This is a genomic window from Blastococcus capsensis, assembly GCF_030165005.1.
In the GTDB taxonomy this organism is placed as follows: Bacteria; Actinomycetota; Actinomycetes; order Mycobacteriales; family Geodermatophilaceae; genus Blastococcus; species Blastococcus capsensis.
On the sequence record NZ_JASNNW010000017.1, the window covers coordinates 1 to 15,593 of the forward strand.

The window sequence follows — 15,593 nt, forward strand, 5'->3', positions numbered from 1 at the left end:
CCGGTCGCCGCCCGGCCGGCGGGATGCGACGGCTGCCGGTCGTCCAGCGGTCGTCGAGACCGACCGCTGGACGACCGGGAGAGCCCACCGGCCGGCCCGACCCGGCCCATCGGCAGCAGACGGATCCGCGGAGGGCGCAGCAGCGCCAGCGGGTCGAGGTAGTCCTCGCCCCGGCGCAGCCCCCAGTGCAGGCACCCGGTGGCCGGGCAGCCGTCGTGCCCGGCCGCCAGCGTCCCGATCGGCGAGCCCGGGGTCACCCGTGCGCCGGCGCCGACGGAGCGCTCCACCGGCTCGTACGTCGTCCGCAGTCCGTCCGCGTGGTCGATGCTCACCACCGGGCGCCCGGCCACCATCCCGGCGAAGGCGACGACGCCATCGCCTGCCGCCAGCACCGGGGCGCCTGGCGCCCCCACGAGGTCGACGCCCCGGTGCCCGGGCCCGTACCGGTGCGGAGGCGGCTCGAAGGGCCGGCCGACCACCGGCCTTCCGGGCAGCGGTGCGACCCAGGCGGCCACGCCGCTCGACGGCGGGACCGGCGGCGCCGGTCCGGCGGTCGCCCCCACCGGCGCCAGCACGGCGACGATGACCAGCGCCAGCACGACCGCGAGCCCGGATCTCATGCGTCCACCCTGGGTGGTGAGGACCCGCAGCGCCCGGTGCCGACCGCACCTGTGGAGCGGCCGACGACTGGGGAAAAACCCCGGCGGGCGTCGCGTATGCTCTCCGGTGCGGCCCGTCTCCACGGGTCGACTTCGCGCGTCCTTCTCCCGCCGATCGGCGGGGCAGTCGCCACCTCGGTCCCGGCCCAGCCGGGTGAGTGGTGCCGCAGGACGCCAGGGCGTGCACCACCCGGTGCCCGCGACAACCGGAACCGCGCGGCCCTCGGCCGCGCGCGGGAGCAGAGAGGCTGCGATATGGCAGTCGTCAGCATGAAGCAGCTGCTCGACAGCGGCGTCCACTTCGGGCACCAGACCCGTCGCTGGAACCCGAAGATGAAGCGCTTCATCTTCACCGAGCGCAACGGCATCTACATCATCGACCTGCAGCAGACGCTCGGGTACATCGACAACGCCTACGAGTTCGTCAAGCAGACGGTCGCCCACGGCGGCTCGATCCTGTTCGTCGGCACCAAGCGTCAGGCGCAGGAAGTCGTCGCCGAGCAGGCCACGCGCGTGGGCATGCCCTACGTCAACCAGCGCTGGCTGGGCGGCATGCTCACCAACTTCCAGACCGTCTTCAAGCGGCTCGAGCGGCTCAAGGAGCTCGAGGACATGGAGCAGACCGGCGTGCTGGTCAGCCTCTCCAAGAAGGAGCAGCTGGTCCTCAGCCGGGAGAAGGCCAAGCTCGAGCGCAGCCTCGGCGGTATCCGCGACATGAAGAAGGTGCCCAGCGCCATCTGGATCGTGGACACCAAGAAGGAGCACATCGCCGTCGGCGAGGCGCGCAAGCTCAAGATCCCGGTCGTCGCGATCCTCGACACCAACTGCGACCCCGACGAGGTCGATTACAAGATCCCGGGCAACGACGACGCGATCCGCAGCATCACCGTGCTGACCCGCGTGATCGCCGACGCGGTCGCCGAGGGCCTCATGGCCCGCTCGGCCGCCCAGGCGAACGCCGGCCGCGAGGACGGCGGAGAGCCGGCCGTCGCCGCCGGCGAGCCGCTGGCCGACTGGGAGCGCGAGCTGCTGACCGGTGGGGACGCCGCGGCTGCCCCGGTCGCAGACGACGCGACCGTCGCCCCGCTGCCCGAGACCCCGGCCGAGGCGCCGACGGTCACCGTCGGCGAGGTCGCCCCGGTCGAGGACGTCCCCGCCACCACCGGTGGCAAGGAGAACAACGCCGTCTGACGGTCCGGCGCCGTCCTCCCGCTGACCCGCAGGAGGACGGCGCCGCCGCACGGCCGTTCCACAGCCAGTACCACCCGACCAGAGGGAAGAGACATGTCTGCCTTCACCGCAGCCGACGTCAAGCGTCTCCGCGACGCCACCGGCGCCGGCATGATGGACTGCAAGAAGGCCCTCACCGAGGCCGACGGCGACTACGACAAGGCCGTCGAGTTCCTGCGGGTCAAGGGCGCCAAGGACGTCGGCAAGCGCCTCGAGCGCTCCACGACCAACGGCGTCGTCGTCAGCAAGGACGGCGCGCTGCTCGAGCTCGACTGCGAGACCGACTTCGTCGCCAAGAACGCCGACTTCGTCGCGCTCGCCGAGCGGCTGCTCGAGATCGGCCTGCAGAACGAGCCGGCCGACGCCGAAGGCCTGCTGGGCACCGACGTCGACGGGCAGACCGTCGGCGCGCTGATCGAGGCCGAGTCGGCCCGCATCGGCGAGAAGCTGGTGCTCTCCCGCTTCGCCGCCTTCGAGGGCACCACTGCCACCTACCTGCACAAGCGGGCCACCGACCTGCCTCCGGCCATCGGTGTCGCCGTGCAGTACTCCGGTGGCAGCGAGGACGCCGCCCGCAGCCTGGCGATGCACATCGCCGCCGCGCGGCCGCGATACCTCACCCGCGACGAGGTCCCGGCCGAGGCGGTCGAGACCGAGCGCCGCGTCGCCGAGCAGACCGCCAAGGAGGATGGCAAGCCCGAGCAGGCCATCAGCAAGATCGTCGAGGGTCGGGTCAACGCCTACTACAAGGACTTCGTCCTGCTCGAGCAGCCGTCGATCACCGAGCCCAAGCGCACGGTGAAGCAGATCGTCGACGAGGCCGGCATGACCGTCGAGCGCTTCGCGCGCTTCGAGGTCGGCCAGCAGTAGGACCACCCTTCCCCCCACGCCTCGCAGGCTCGGCGCGGGACCCTGAAGGATGGCCGTTCCAGCACGTCGCCTGGCCCCGTTCCCCTCGTGGGACGGGGCCGGTCGTCTGCCCGGCACCGACCGCGGACCGACGCCCGGCAGGAAGCGGGTTCCGGGATGCGGCAGGATCCACTGACACCGACAGCCACCGATCCGACTCCAGGGATGACGCGTTGACCGACACCACACCTCCGCTGTCCGCCCCCACCGCCTTCCGTCCGGCCGACGGCAGCGGCTACCAGCGGGTGCTGCTGAAGCTGTCCGGTGAAACCTTCGGTGGCGGCAAGGTCGGCGTCGACGCCGATATCGTCAGCGGCATCGCCGAGCAGCTGGCCGAGGTGGTGGCCAAGGGCACCCAGGTCGCCGTCGTCATGGGCGGTGGCAACTTCTTCCGCGGCGCGGAGCTCAGCCAGGCTGGCATGGACCGCACCAAGGCCGACTACATGGGCATGCTCGGCACGGTCATGAACTGCCTGGCCCTGCAGGACTTCTGCGAGAAGGCGGGTCTGGAGACCCGGGTGCAGTCGGCCATCACCATGGGCCAGGTGGCCGAGCCCTACATCCCGCGCAAGGCCATCCGGCACCTGGAGAAGGGCCGGCTGGTCATCTTCGGTGCAGGTGCCGGCATGCCCTACTTCTCCACCGACACCGTCGCCGCCCAGCGCGCGCTCGAGATCGAGTGCCAGGTGCTCCTCATGGGCAAGAACGGCGTCGACGGCGTGTACGACGACGACCCGCGGACCAACTCCGACGCGGTCATGTACGAGGGCCTGGACTACGCCACCGTGCTGGCCAAGCAGCTGAAGGTGGCCGACGCGACGGCGATCAGCCTCTGCATGGACAACCAGATGCCGATCGTCGTGTTCAACCTGTTGCGCGACGGCAACATTGCGCGCGCTACCGCAGGTGAGAGGATCGGCACGCTGATCAGTCAGCCGGCCTGACGGGCCGGCCGGCGGCGCACCGACGAGGACGACGGCCCGACGAGCGCTCCACTCCTGGGGCGCCGGCCGCAGGAGGGACAACCGTGATCGACGACACCCTGCTCGACGCCGAGGAGAGGATGGACAAGGCCCTCTCGGTGGCGCGCGAGGACCTGGGCTCCGTCCGCACCGGCCGGGCGGCCCCCTCGATGTTCAACAAGATCGTCGTGGACTACTACGGCGCCCCCACCCCGGTGCCGCAGATGGCCTCGATCACCGTTCCCGAGGCCCGGATGGCGGTCATCAAGCCCTACGACAGCGGCCAGATGTCCGCCATCGAGAAGGCCATCCGCGACAGCGACCTCGGCGTGAACCCGACCAACGACGGCCAGCTCCTGCGGGTGGTCTTCCCCCAGCTCACCGAGGAGCGCCGCCGCGACCTGGTGAAGATGGCCCGTGCCAAGGGCGAGGACGCGAAGGTCGCCATCCGCAACATCCGGCGCCGGGCGAAGGAAGAGCTCGACCGCATCGCCAAGGACGGCGAGGCCGGCGAGGACGACGTGCGCCGCGCGGAGAAGGAGCTGGACGACCTCACCGCCCAGCACACCACCGGCATCGACGACGCGGTGAAGAACAAGGAGAGCGAACTGCTCGAGGTCTGACCTCGTCGCGGTCGCACGCTGATGACGCCTCCCTCCGCCGAGCGCCCGGGTGCACTGCGCCCGGGCGGCGAGCCGTTCCCACGGATCGGTGGCGGTCGAGCGCCGGGCAGCGGGCCACGGGAGGACGACACCGGTCCGGTACCGATCACGTCGTCCCGCCCGGTCCCGCCCCTCCCGCCGCTGCCACCCCGGGCGCCGGTCCCCGTGTCCGAGGACACCGCGGCGTTTCCCGCGCCCGAGCGCGGGGCCCAGGGGTCCTCGGCGGTGCCGTCGTCGGAGGACGTCGCACAGCTGCCCACCACGGATCAGCCGGTGAGCCGGGCCGGGCGGAACCTGCGCGCCGCTATCGGCGTGGGCGTCGGGCTGGTGGCAGTCGTCGTCGCGTCGCTGCTCATGTGGCGCCCGGCCTTCCTGGGTGTGCTCACCGCGGCGATCCTCGTCGCCGTCGTGGAGCTGGCCCGGGCGCTGGCCAAGGGGGGCTTCTCGGCGCCGCTGGTACCGCTGCTCGTCGGGGCGTTCGCCATGGAGGCCCTCGCCTGGACCCGCGGCCCCACCGGTCTACTGACCGGGTTCTTCCTCACCGCGCTGGCCGTGCTGCTCTGGCGGCTGGCCGGCGGGCCGGTCGGCTACCGGAAGGACGCCGCCGCCGGCGTCCTGACCGCGCTCTACGTGCCGTTCCTGGCCGGTTTCGCGGTGCTGCTGCTCGTGCCGGACGACGGCGCGGCCCGCGTGCTGGCGTTCATCGTCACCGTCGTGGCCAGCGACGTCGGCGGCTACGCCGCGGGCGTCCTCTTCGGCAAGCACTCCATGGCACCCTCGATCAGCCCGAAGAAGTCGTGGGAGGGCATGGCGGGCTCTGTGCTGGCCTGCATGCTCGTGGCCACGCCGATCATCGTCCTGGCCCTCGACGGGCCGTGGTGGGGCGGGCTGCTGTTCGGCGCCGCGCTTGCCGTCTCGGCGACGGTGGGCGATCTCGCCGAGTCGCTGATCAAGCGCGATCTCCGGATCAAGGACATGGGCGACCTGCTGCCCGGGCACGGCGGGATCATGGACCGGCTGGATTCGCTGCTGCCCTCGGCCGCCACGGCCTACCTGCTGCTCGCCGTGCTCGTCCCCGTCTAGGGCTCAGGCCGGTCGGTCCACCGACCAGGTGCTGCCGACGGGCTCGAACCCGCGCCGGCCGTACCAGTGCCGCGGCCAGTCCCCGCCGGACGCCTCCAGTACGACGAGGTCGCAGCCGGCCTCCGCGGCGATGCCGAGCAGCCGGGCCAGGACGGCGTCAGCGTATCCCCGGCCGCGCGCCGCCGGCTCGGTCAGCATCGACTCCACGGCCGCCGTCGCGCCGTCGACCCGGAGCTGCCCGGCGGCGACGACCCGGCCGTCCTGGCGCACCGCGACGTCTGTGACGGCGACCACCCGGTCGTTGAGCCGTTCCCGGCCGATCAGCTGGCGCACCACGGCGTCCACCCGGTCGCCGAGCGACGCCAGGCCGCGCCGCCAGGAGCGCTCCCACAGCTCGTGGACCTCCTGCTGGCCGACCACCTCGGCGCGCGCAGCCGAGCCGGGCACCGGCAGGTCGGTGCGGCGGGCCATGAGCACCAGTTCCTCTGCGTTCCAGCCCCGCGCCGCGAGATCCTGGGCCACGGACGCCGCACCTGGCCACGTCAGCAACGCGGCGCGCTGCGGCCAGCCGGCGTTGCCGCCGACCTCCTCGGCCGCGGCCTCGACGGCTGCCGCGTCCACCGGCGTGGTGAGCAGCAGCCGGTTGTTGTCGTGCGAGGACGGGACGTCGGGGTCGAGCACGGCCACGCCGCCGGGGACGTCGCCGACGCCTACGGCCCGGCGCACCGGCAGCGAGGTGTACAGCGCCAGCGCGCGGCCGAGGAGGTCCGACGGGGCGGGCAGCGCGGCCGGCGTCGGTGGGCGGTAGGGCACCACCGCGACGACCGAGCTCGTCGGCAGCGCCCCGTACAGGTGGGGGAACCGCAGCTCGGCCGGGTCCTCGGGGTGCCCGGGCTCGAACCGCACCGGAGCGGTCAGCCGTCCGGGGTCGACCACCAGCAGCGCGAGATCACGCCGACCGGGGAAGAGGCGCTGCGCGGGCAGGTGCACCAGGCCCGGCGTCGACAGGTGCACGAAGCCGTCCGGACCCGGGTGGATGCCCCCCTGCCGCAGCGCGGCGCGCCAGTGCGCCGGTTCCATCATGTGCACGAGGACGTCGGAGGTCACGCTGCGATCCTGCCGGGAGGACGACGAACGGGTGGAACGTCAGTTTCCGGTGAGCGGCGGGTCCGGGTCGATGCCCCGGGCGTGCAGTGCCGCCTCCACCGCCTCGCAGACGGTGCGGACGACGGCGATCCGCGCCCACCGCTTGTCCTCGGCGGCGACGACGTGCCACGGAGCGGACGCGGTGGAGGTGCGTTCCAGCATCTCCTCCACGGCCGCCTCGTAGGCGCCGCGCTTCTCCCGGTTCCGCCAGTCCTCGTCGGTGAGCTTCCAGGCCTTGTACGGATCGGCGCGGCGGCTCTCGAAGCGGCGCAGCTGCTCATCGGGAGAGACGTGCATCCAGAACTTCACCAGCACGGTGCCCTCGGCGGCGAGCGACGTCTCGAGGTCGACGATCTCCTGGTACGCGCGGCGCCACGCGTGCTCCTCGGCATAACCCTCCACCCGCTCGACCAGCACCCGGCCGTACCAGGACCGGTCGAGGACGGCCATGCCGCCCCAGCCCGGCAGCACCGGCCAGAAGCGCCACAGGAAGTGGTGCCGCTTCTCGTCCCGGGTGGGGGCGGCGAACTGGGCGACCCGCACGTGCCGGGGGTCCAGCTCGCCGACCAGCCGCTGGATGGCGCCGCCCTTCCCCGAGGCGTCCCACCCCTCGAAGAGCACCAGGAGCGGCGGGCCCAGCTCACCGGGGCCGATCTGCCCGCCCAGCAGCAGGCGCAGGTGGACCAGCCGCTCCTGCGCCTCGGCCAGCTGTGACTTCCCCTCCTTCTTGGCGAGGGACCGGGTCAGGTCGACGTCCGCGAGGCGACTCATGGGGCCAGCCTGGCAGGTGCCGGTCAGCGCGGCGCGGCGTCGGCGAGCACGATGGCCCGTGCCCGGTCCCGCAGGTCCAGCTCGGCGAGGATGTGCCGCGCGTGGCTCTCACCGTCGACGGCGAGATGAACAGCTCTCCGGCGATCTCTGCGTCGGACCGGCCGGCCCTTGATGAGGGCCAGCACGTCACGTTCCCGGTCGCTGAGGACGTCCAGTCCGTCGTGGGGCCACGGTGGGTCCGGAGCCTTCGCCGGTGCTGCCGCCGGTGTTGCTGCTCGACCTGGTGTTCAGCCTGGTGAAGCTCACGGTTTACGGCGAGGCCGAGGCCGTGGGGTTCCTGGCCGCGACCTCGTCGTCCTGCTCCTGCTGGCACTGCTCAGCCGCCGCTCCGCACGGCGTGCTGCCTGATCCAGGCGTGCATCGCGATGCCGGCGGCCACGCCCGCGTTGATGGAGCGGGTGGAGCCGAACTGGGCGATGGAGAGCACGCCGTCCGAAGCCGCGCGGGCCTCGTCGGACAGCCCGCTGCCCTCCTGTCCGAACAGCAGCACGCAGGCCCGCGGCAGCACCGCGGTCTCCAGCGGCTCGGCTCCCGGCAGGTTGTCCACGGCCAGCAGCGGCAGCCCGGCGTTCCGGGCCCAGGCCACGAGCGCGGCGACGTCGGGATGGTGGCGGACGTGCTGGTACCGGTCGGTGACCATCGCGCCGCGCCGGTTCCAGCGCTTCTTCCCGACGATGTGCACGCTCTCGGCGAGGAAGGCGTTGGCCGTCCGGACGACGGTGCCGATGTTGAGATCGTGCCGCCAGTTCTCGATGGCGACGTGGAAGGGGTGCCGGCGGGTGTCGAGGTCGGCGACGATCGCCTCGACGGTCCAGTAGCGGTACCGGTCGACGACGTTGCGCCGGTCGCCGGATGCCAGCAGCTCGGGGTCGTAACGCGGGTCGTCGGGCCACCGGCCGTCCCACGGACCGACGCCCACGGAGTCCAGGACCGGCTCCGGGAGGGTGAGGTCGGTCTCGGCATCGGTCACCCGGGGCACGCTAGTGGGACCATCGGAGGCGCTATGACTGCCCTGCCCCTGGTCTTCGACGCCCCCCGCCGCGGCAAGCCGCCCCGCCACCTCGCCGATCTCACCCGCGAGGAGGCCCGGGCGGCGGTCGCCGAGCTCGGCCAGCCGGCGTTCCGGGCCGACCAGCTGGCCCGGCACTTCTACCGCGGGGTCACCGACCCGGCGCAGATGACCGACGTCCCGGCCGCCGCCCGCGAGGCGCTCCGCGAGGCACTTCTCCCGGGGCTGCTCACCGTGGTGCGCCACCAGACCGCCGACAACGGCCGCACCCGCAAGACCCTGTGGCGCCTGCACGACGGCGCCCTCGTCGAGAGCGTGCTGATGCGCTACCCCGATCGCGCCACCGTCTGCATCTCCAGCCAGGCCGGCTGCGGCATGGCCTGCCCGTTCTGTGCCACCGGCCAGGCCGGGCTCACCCGCAACCTGTCGGCCGCCGAGATCATCGGGCAGGCGGTCGCGGCCGCCGCGGCCATGGCGGACGGCGAGATCGACGGCGGCCCGGGGCGGCTGTCCAACGTGGTGTTCATGGGCATGGGGGAGCCGCTGGCCAACTACGCCCGGGTCCGCAAGACCCTCGACGCCCTGCTGGGCCCCGCCCCCTACGGCCTGGGCCTGTCGCAGCGGTCGGTGACCGTCTCCACCGTCGGTCTGGTGCCGGCCATCCGCCGGCTCACCGAAGAGGGGCGCAACGTCACCCTCGCGGTCAGCCTGCACGCCCCGGACGACGAGCTGCGCGACACCCTGGTGCCGATCAACACCCGCTGGAAGGTCGGCGAGGTCATCGACGCCGCCGACGCCTACGCGCAGCGGACGGGCCGTCGCTACTCCGTCGAGTACGCGCTCATCCGCGACGTCAACGACCAGCCCTTCCGCGCCGACCTGCTCGGCAAGCTCCTGGCCGGCAAGCTCGCGCACGTCAACCTCATCCCGCTGAACCCGACGCCGGGCAGCCCCTGGGACGCCAGCCCGCTACCCGCCCAGCGGGAGTTCGTCGCCCGCCTGCGGGCGGCCGGGGTGGCGACGACGGTCCGCGACACCCGCGGTCAGGACATCGACGGGGCCTGCGGGCAGCTCGCGGCCGCCGACCAGGTGGACGGGGTGCCGAGCGTCGCCGTCCCGGTGCCGTCCGTCGAGCCGCCGGTCGGGCTGGGAGCCGAGGGCGACGAGTGACCCCGGCCGGCGCCTCGTCCGAGGCCGAGGCGCACGAGCACACCCACGCGGACGTGTCCGGCGGGTGGCTGCGGGCGGCGGTCTTCGGGGCGATGGACGGGCTGGTCACCAATACCGCGCTGGTCGCCGGTGTGGGCGGTGGCGGCGCCGCCCCGCGGGCGATCGTGCTGGCGGGTGTGGCGAGCCTGGTCGCCGGCGCCGTCTCGATGGCGCTGGGGGAGTACACCTCGGTGAAGACCCAGAACGAGCAGCTCGACCTGGAGGTCGAGAAGGAGCGGCTCGAGCTGGAGCGCAACCCCGCCGGCGAGCTCGCCGAACTCACCGCGATGCTGCAGGACCGCGGGGTCGACGCACGGCTCGCCCGTCAGGTCGCCGTCCAGCTGTCGGCGAACCCGGGGACAGCTCTGCGGCTGCACGTGCTGGCCGAGCTGGGCGTCGACTCCGACGACCGACCCTCGCCCCGCGTGGCGGCGGTCTCCTCGTTCCTGACGTTCGCGACCGGAGCGGTGCTGCCGCTGCTGCCCTACTTCCTCGGCGTGCCCGTGCTGTGGGTCGCTCTGCTCTGCGGCGGCATGGGCCTGCTGCTGGCCGGGGCGCTGTCCTCGCGGTTCACCCCGCGGCCCTGGTGGTTCGCCGGCCTGCGGCAGCTGCTGTTCGGCGCGGCCGCGGCCGGGATCACCTACCTGATCGGCGCGGCGATCGGCGTCAGCATCACCTGAGAAAGGACCCGTCCTCCCCGCCACTCGCACGCTCGTGGCGCGCCCTGGGTCGGCCTTGGGGCGCGCCCTAGCGGCGCCAGGCGGTCTTCTTGCGGCGGACGTCCCAGATCAGGACGAGCGCCAGGAGCCCGGCGAAGGCGACGAGCCACAGGTCCTCGACGCGTCCCTCGTGATTGCCGACCATGTAGAGCAGGATCACCACCACGCTGATCCAGCCACCGATCTGCCCCCACTTGCCGGTCTCGCCGTGCCAGCCCCAGTCCTCGGGCTGCTCGTGCTCGACGGGGTGCTCGCCGGCGCGGACGACGCCTTCCTCACGTCCGGGCTGGTTGACCCGCTGGGTCGACGGGGAGTGGAATGCCTCGGTCACCCGCCCATTCTGGCAGGAGCCCGGCCGCGACACCCTCCGAGGTGGGTGCGCGCGGCGGGTCGGGGAGGATGGCGGCGTGAGTTCCTCCCGCGAGGTCACCGTCCTCGGCTCTACCGGTTCCATCGGTCGGCAGGCGATCGCGGTGGCCCAGCAGAACCCGCAGCAGCTGCGGATCACCGGCCTTGCCGCCGGTGGCGGCGATGTCGCTCTGCTGGCCGAGCAGGCGTTGACGCTCGGCGTCCGCACCGTCGCGGTCGCGCGGGCGACCGCCGCGCAGGACCTGCAGCTCGCCTTCTACGCCGCAGCCTCGAAGCGTGGCTGGTCCCGGGGCGAGTTCCAGTTGCCGGAGATCCTCGCCGGGCCCCGCGCCGCCGAGGAGCTGGCCGCCCGCCCGGCCGACGTCGTCCTGAACGGCATCACCGGTTCGATCGGGCTGCGGCCGACCCTGGCGGCCCTGGCGGCCGGGCGCACCCTCGCGCTGGCCAACAAGGAATCCCTCATAGCCGGTGGAGAACTCGTCCTCGCCGCCGCGGAACCGGGCCAGCTCGTCCCGGTGGACTCCGAGCACTCCGCGCTGGCGCAGTGCCTGCGCGGCGGCTCGCGCGCGGAGGTGGCCCGTCTCGTGCTCACCGCCAGCGGCGGGCCGTTCCGCGGACGGTCGGCCGACGAGCTCGCCGGCGTCGCCGTCGAGCAGGCGCTGGCCCACCCGAACTGGGACATGGGACCGGTCGTCACGATCAACTCCGCGACCCTGGTCAACAAGGGTCTGGAGCTCATCGAGGCCCACCTGCTCTTCGGCGTGCCCTACGCCGACATCGACGTCGTCGTGCACCCCCAGTCCATCGTGCACTCGATGGTCACCTTCACCGACGGGGCGACGATCGCACAGGCCAGCCCGCCGGACATGCGGCTGCCGATCGCACTGGGCCTGGCCTGGCCCGACCGGCTGCCGCACGTCCAGCCGGCGCTGGACTGGTCGGCCGCCAGCACCTGGGAGTTCCTGCCGCTGGACTCCGAGGCGTTCCCCGCAGTGCGGCTGGCTCGCGCGGCCGGGGAGGTGGGCGGCGTCGTCCCGGCCATGTACAACGCGGCCAACGAGGAAGCGGTTGCCGCGTTCACCGCGGGTCGGCTCTCGTTCCCAGGAATCGTGCAGCTGGTCGCGCGTACGCTCGACGCCGCGCCGGACCTCGGCGCCCCCTCCTCCGTGGACGACGTGCTGGCGGCGGAGAAGTGGGCCCGGGAGCACGCCCGGGAAGTGATCGACGGAGGCTGAGCTGAGCGGGTTCCTGCTGACGGTCCTGGGGATCGTCCTCTTCGCGCTCGGTCTGATGTTCTCCATCGCCTTCCACGAGGCCGGCCACTTCTGGTGGGCGCGGAAGTTCGGCATGCGGGTCCCGCAGTTCATGGTGGGCTTCGGTCCGACGGTGTTCTCCCGGCGCCGCGGGGAGACCGAGTACGGCGTCAAGGCGATCCCGCTCGGCGGTTACATCCGCATCGTCGGCATGATCCCGCCGGCCGAGGAGGGCGAGAGCAAGCGCGCCACCCGCATGCGCAGCTTCATCGCCGAGGTGCGCGGCCAGGCGCTCAACGACGTGCGACCTACCGACGGCGACCGGGTCTTCTACAAGAAGCCCTGGTGGCAGCGGGTCATCGTGATGTTCGCCGGACCCTTCCACAACCTGGTGCTCGCGGTCGTCTTCTTCACCGTGGTGCTGGTCGGCTTCGGCATCCCCGAGATCAGCACCCGCATCGCGCAGGTGCCCGACTGCGTCCTGCCCGCGGGGGCGGAGACCGCGCGCGCCGAGAGCCCGTGCTCGATCCCGATCACCCCGGAGGGGGAGCGCTGCGAGGCCGGGGCGCCCGGCTGCGCGTTGCCGTCGCGCAGCCCCGCCACCGAGGCCGGGCTCCGGCCGGGCGACACCATCCTGGCGTTGAACGGGGAACCGGTCTCCCAGGAGACCGACGTCGGGTGGACCGAGGTGCAGGAGGCGATCCGGGTGAGCGCCGGCGAGCCCGTCGTCTTCACCGTCGACAGGGACGGCGAACGGCTCGACCTCACCGTCACGCCGACCGAGAACCAGGTCTACGCCGACGACGAGGGCGAGCGCACCGAGACCGTGGGTTTCGTCGGCATCCAGCCCGCACTGCCTGACGTGCGCCAGTCGCCTGCCGAGGTGCCCGGCCACCTCGGCACGATCGTCGTCCGGTCCGTGGACCGGCTGATCGAGATCCCCGAGCGGGTGCCGCAGCTGTTCCGCGCGGCGTTCCTCGGCGAGGAGCGCGATCCGCTCGGCCCGATCGGCGTCGTGGGCGTCAGCCGGATCTCCGGTGAGGTCTTCGCCTTCGAGGAGTTCTCGGCGGGGAAGAAGATCAGCTACTTCATCCAGCTGCTGGCGGGGATGAACATGGTGCTGTTCCTGTTCAACCTGCTGCCGATCTACCCGCTCGACGGCGGGCACATCGCCGGGGCGCTGTACGAGAAGGTGCGCTCCGTCTTCGCGCGGCTGCGCGGCAGGCCGGACCCCGGTCCCTTCGACATCGCCCGGCTGATGCCGGTGGCCTACGCCGTCGCGGGGCTGTTCCTCACGCTGTCGCTGCTGCTGCTGGTCGCCGACGTCGTCAACCCCGTTCGGCTCGGCGGCTGACTCCTTCCGGCGCCGCCCATGTGCGCACGGCGGCGGCTACCCGGCCCCGCTGTCGCGCCGATGTGCGCCCGATGGCGGGTACCGACGTCGGGGGCGGGCTGCGCAGGTCACAGTCGTGCCCGCGGCAGCGATCGTCCCGCGGGGGATACTGGCTGACATGGCGATCCCCGTCGGCCTCGGCATGCCCGCTGCGCCCCCGCCCGTCCTCGCTCCCCGGCGGAAGACCCGTCAGCTGGACGTGGGCGGCGTGGGTGTCGGCAGCGACTCCCCGGTCAGCGTCCAGTCGATGTGCACGACCAAGACCGCGGACATCAACGCGACCCTCCAGCAGATCGCCGAGCTCACCGCTTCGGGGTGCCAGATCGTGCGGGTCGCAGTGCCCGACACCGACGACGCCGAGGCGCTGCCGATCATCGCGAAGAAGTCGCAGATACCGGTCATCGCCGACATCCACTTCCAGCCGCGGTACGTGTTCGCCGCGATCGACGCCGGCTGCGCCGCCGTCCGCGTGAACCCGGGCAACATCAAGAAGTTCGACGACAAGGTCGGCGAGATCGCCAAGGCGGCCAGGGGCGCCGGCATCCCGATCCGCATCGGCGTCAACGCCGGCTCGCTGGACAAGCGGCTGCTCGCCAAGTACGGCAAGGCAACGCCGGAGGCGCTGGTCGAGTCGGCGCTGTGGGAGTGCTCGCTGTTCGAGGAGCACGACTTCCGCGACATCAAGATCTCGGTCAAGCACAACGACCCGGTGGTCATGGTGCGGGCCTACGAGCTGCTCGCCGCGCAGTGCGACTACCCGCTGCACCTCGGCGTCACCGAGGCCGGGCCGGCGTTCCAGGGCACCATCAAGTCGGCCGTCGCCTTCGGCGCGCTGCTCAGCCAGGGCATCGGGGACACCATCCGCGTCTCGCTCTCCGCACCGCCGGCGGAAGAGGTCAAGGTCGGCAACCAGATCCTGGAGTCGCTGAACCTGCGTCAGCGCGGCCTGGAGATCGTCAGCTGTCCCTCCTGCGGGCGCGCGCAGGTCGACGTCTACAAGCTCGCCGACGAGGTGACCGCCGGCCTGGAGGGCATGGAGGTACCACTGCGGGTCGCCGTCATGGGCTGCGTCGTCAACGGCCCGGGCGAGGCGCGCGAGGCCGACCTCGGCGTCGCGTCGGGCAACGGCAAGGGACAGATCTTCGTCAAGGGGGAGGTCATCAAGACCGTGCCGGAGTCGCAGATCGTGGAGACCCTCATCGAGGAGGCCCTGAAGATCGCCGGTGAGCAGGGAGCTGCCGGTGAGCCCTCCGGCCCGCCGGTCGTCACCGTCGGCTGACCGGTGCTCCGATCGCCCGCCGCCCGCGTCCTCGACGAGGCCGACGAGCCGGCCGTCCAGAGATTGCTGGCCACCGACCCGGTCGGCGCCTGCGTCGTCGCGGGCCGGGTCGAGGTCGCGGGCACCTCGGCGGTCTCCCTCGGGGCCCCGCTGTGGGGCGTCGGCTCCGGCGGTGATCTCGACGCGGTGTGCCTCGCCGGCGCCAACCTCATCCCGTTCGCGCGGCCCGGCGCCGAGCGCGCAGCCGCCGTGGCCTTCGCCGAGCGGGCGCGCCGGGCCGGGCGACGCTGTTCCACGATCGTCGGCCCCTCGGCGACGGTCGAGCCGTTGTGGGAGCTGCTGGCGCCGGTCTGGGGCCCGGCGCGTGACCACCGCCCCCGCCAGCCCCTCCTGGCCATCGACGGCCCGCCCGCTGTCGCTCCCGAACCGCGGGTCCGGCCGGTCCGCGCCGAGGAGCTCGACGTCCTGCTCCCCGCCGCGGTGGCGATGTTCACCGAGGAGGTCGGCGTCAGTCCGCTGCGGGTGGACGGGGGCGCCGGCTATCGGACGCGGGTCCACGAGCTGGTGCGCGCCGGCCAGTCGCTGGCCTGGATCGAGGACGGCAGGGTGCTGTTCAAGGCGGAGATCGGCGCGGTCTGCCGCGGGGCCTGCCAGATCCAGGGCGTCTGGGTGGCACCCGCCCTCCGCGGGCAGGGCATCGGGACCGCGGGCACGGCCGCCGTGGTGGAGTACGCCCGCGCCGTGATCGCCCCGGTCGTCAGCCTGTACGTCAACGACTTCAACACCGGGGCGCGCGCCGCCTACCGCCGCGTCGGATTCCGCGAGGTGGGCGAGTACGCCAGCGTGCTGTTCTGAACGGCCCCGTCCGGAGGCTCGCGCC

Annotated in this window: 17 protein-coding genes; 11 read left to right on the forward strand and 6 right to left on the reverse strand. The window is 72.8% G+C overall.

Annotated features, from left to right (window positions below):
• Window positions 1–620 (reverse strand): murein hydrolase activator EnvC family protein (locus QOZ86_RS14845; protein ID WP_284492751.1); only part of this gene is annotated, 620 nt, incomplete at its 3' end.
• Between the two features lie 294 nt (window positions 621–914).
• Between QOZ86_RS14845 and rpsB the strand changes: the two genes are divergently transcribed.
• The 5 genes from rpsB to QOZ86_RS14870 all read left to right on the forward strand — a co-directional run bounded on the left by rpsB (window position 915) and on the right by QOZ86_RS14870 (window position 5,505).
• A complete protein-coding gene (gene rpsB, locus QOZ86_RS14850) occupies window positions 915–1,850 on the forward strand; it encodes a 30S ribosomal protein S2 (protein ID WP_284492752.1) in 936 nt (311 codons plus the stop codon).
• A gap of 93 nt (window positions 1,851–1,943) precedes the next feature.
• Window positions 1,944–2,759: a translation elongation factor Ts gene (gene tsf, locus QOZ86_RS14855; RefSeq protein ID WP_284492753.1), complete on the forward strand. Its 816-nt coding sequence runs from the start codon at window positions 1,944–1,946 to the stop codon at window positions 2,757–2,759.
• A gap of 212 nt (window positions 2,760–2,971) precedes the next feature.
• A complete protein-coding gene (gene pyrH / locus QOZ86_RS14860) occupies window positions 2,972–3,742 on the forward strand; it encodes a UMP kinase (RefSeq protein WP_284492754.1) in 771 nt (256 codons plus the stop codon).
• 83 nt (window positions 3,743–3,825) lie between these two features.
• Window positions 3,826–4,383, forward strand: a complete 558-nt coding sequence (gene frr / locus QOZ86_RS14865) for a ribosome recycling factor (protein ID WP_284492755.1) — start codon at window positions 3,826–3,828, stop codon at window positions 4,381–4,383.
• Window positions 4,384–4,587: 204 nt separating this feature from the next.
• Window positions 4,588–5,505, forward strand: coding sequence for a phosphatidate cytidylyltransferase (locus QOZ86_RS14870; RefSeq protein ID WP_284492756.1), 918 nt, complete (start codon window positions 4,588–4,590; stop codon window positions 5,503–5,505).
• Between the two features lie 3 nt (window positions 5,506–5,508).
• Here QOZ86_RS14870 and QOZ86_RS14875 read toward each other — a convergent pair whose 3' ends face one another.
• The 4 genes from QOZ86_RS14875 to QOZ86_RS14890 form a co-directional block, all read right to left on the reverse strand.
• Window positions 5,509–6,612: a GNAT family N-acetyltransferase gene (locus tag QOZ86_RS14875; RefSeq protein ID WP_284492757.1), complete on the reverse strand. Its 1,104-nt coding sequence runs from the start codon at window positions 6,610–6,612 to the stop codon at window positions 5,509–5,511.
• 39 nt (window positions 6,613–6,651) lie between these two features.
• Window positions 6,652–7,422 carry a polyphosphate kinase 2 family protein gene (locus QOZ86_RS14880; RefSeq protein ID WP_284492758.1) on the reverse strand — a complete coding sequence of 257 codons (771 nt, stop codon included), beginning with the start codon at window positions 7,420–7,422 and terminating at the stop codon, window positions 6,652–6,654.
• Window positions 7,423–7,445: 23 nt separating this feature from the next.
• Window positions 7,446–7,607 carry a hypothetical protein gene (locus tag QOZ86_RS14885; protein WP_284492759.1) on the reverse strand — a complete coding sequence of 54 codons (162 nt, stop codon included), beginning with the start codon at window positions 7,605–7,607 and terminating at the stop codon, window positions 7,446–7,448.
• Window positions 7,608–7,798: 191 nt separating this feature from the next.
• A complete protein-coding gene (locus tag QOZ86_RS14890) occupies window positions 7,799–8,452 on the reverse strand; it encodes a TrmH family RNA methyltransferase (protein WP_284492760.1) in 654 nt (217 codons plus the stop codon).
• Between the two features lie 33 nt (window positions 8,453–8,485).
• Here QOZ86_RS14890 and rlmN point away from each other — a divergent pair, with 33 nt between their 5' ends.
• Window positions 8,486–9,661, forward strand: a complete 1,176-nt coding sequence (rlmN, locus tag QOZ86_RS14895; protein ID WP_284492761.1) for a dual-specificity RNA methyltransferase RlmN — start codon at window positions 8,486–8,488, stop codon at window positions 9,659–9,661.
• A complete protein-coding gene (locus tag QOZ86_RS14900) occupies window positions 9,658–10,380 on the forward strand; it encodes a VIT1/CCC1 transporter family protein (protein ID WP_284492762.1) in 723 nt (240 codons plus the stop codon). The genes rlmN and QOZ86_RS14900 overlap by 4 nt, the downstream gene beginning before the upstream one ends.
• A gap of 67 nt (window positions 10,381–10,447) precedes the next feature.
• On the opposite strand, the gene QOZ86_RS14905 is transcribed toward QOZ86_RS14900, so the two are convergent.
• On the reverse strand, window positions 10,448–10,750 hold the full coding sequence (locus QOZ86_RS14905) for a DUF2631 domain-containing protein (RefSeq protein WP_284492763.1): 303 nt from the start codon (window positions 10,748–10,750) through the stop codon (window positions 10,448–10,450).
• A 76-nt stretch (window positions 10,751–10,826) separates the two neighbouring features.
• Here QOZ86_RS14905 and dxr point away from each other — a divergent pair, with 76 nt between their 5' ends.
• The 4 genes from dxr to QOZ86_RS14925 all read left to right on the forward strand — a co-directional run bounded on the left by dxr (window position 10,827) and on the right by QOZ86_RS14925 (window position 15,568).
• Entirely contained in the window at window positions 10,827–12,023 is a 1,197-nt protein-coding gene (gene dxr / locus QOZ86_RS14910) for a 1-deoxy-D-xylulose-5-phosphate reductoisomerase (protein ID WP_284492764.1), read from the forward strand.
• Between the two features lie 31 nt (window positions 12,024–12,054).
• A complete protein-coding gene (locus QOZ86_RS14915) occupies window positions 12,055–13,395 on the forward strand; it encodes a M50 family metallopeptidase (RefSeq protein ID WP_284492788.1) in 1,341 nt (446 codons plus the stop codon).
• Window positions 13,396–13,552: 157 nt separating this feature from the next.
• Window positions 13,553–14,713 carry a flavodoxin-dependent (E)-4-hydroxy-3-methylbut-2-enyl-diphosphate synthase gene (ispG, locus tag QOZ86_RS14920; RefSeq protein ID WP_284492765.1) on the forward strand — a complete coding sequence of 387 codons (1,161 nt, stop codon included), beginning with the start codon at window positions 13,553–13,555 and terminating at the stop codon, window positions 14,711–14,713.
• A gap of 3 nt (window positions 14,714–14,716) precedes the next feature.
• Window positions 14,717–15,568 (forward strand): GNAT family N-acetyltransferase, encoded by an 852-nt coding sequence (locus tag QOZ86_RS14925; RefSeq protein ID WP_284492766.1) that lies wholly within the window; start codon window positions 14,717–14,719, stop codon window positions 15,566–15,568.
• Window positions 15,569–15,593: the final 25 nt, after the last annotated feature.

What these genes read in the sequence shown, in the direction of transcription:
- rpsB (WP_284492752.1), top strand. Translation starts at nt 915, where the DNA reads ATGGCAGTCGTCAGCATGAAGCAGCTGCTCGACAGCGGCGTCCACTTC.
- tsf (WP_284492753.1), top strand. Translation starts at nt 1,944, where the DNA reads ATGTCTGCCTTCACCGCAGCCGACGTCAAGCGTCTCCGCGACGCCACC.
- QOZ86_RS14880 (WP_284492758.1), bottom strand. Translation starts at nt 7,422, where the DNA reads ATGAGTCGCCTCGCGGACGTCGACCTGACCCGGTCCCTCGCCAAGAAG.
- rlmN (WP_284492761.1), top strand. Translation starts at nt 8,486, where the DNA reads ATGACTGCCCTGCCCCTGGTCTTCGACGCCCCCCGCCGCGGCAAGCCG.
- ispG (WP_284492765.1), top strand. Translation starts at nt 13,553, where the DNA reads ATGGCGATCCCCGTCGGCCTCGGCATGCCCGCTGCGCCCCCGCCCGTC.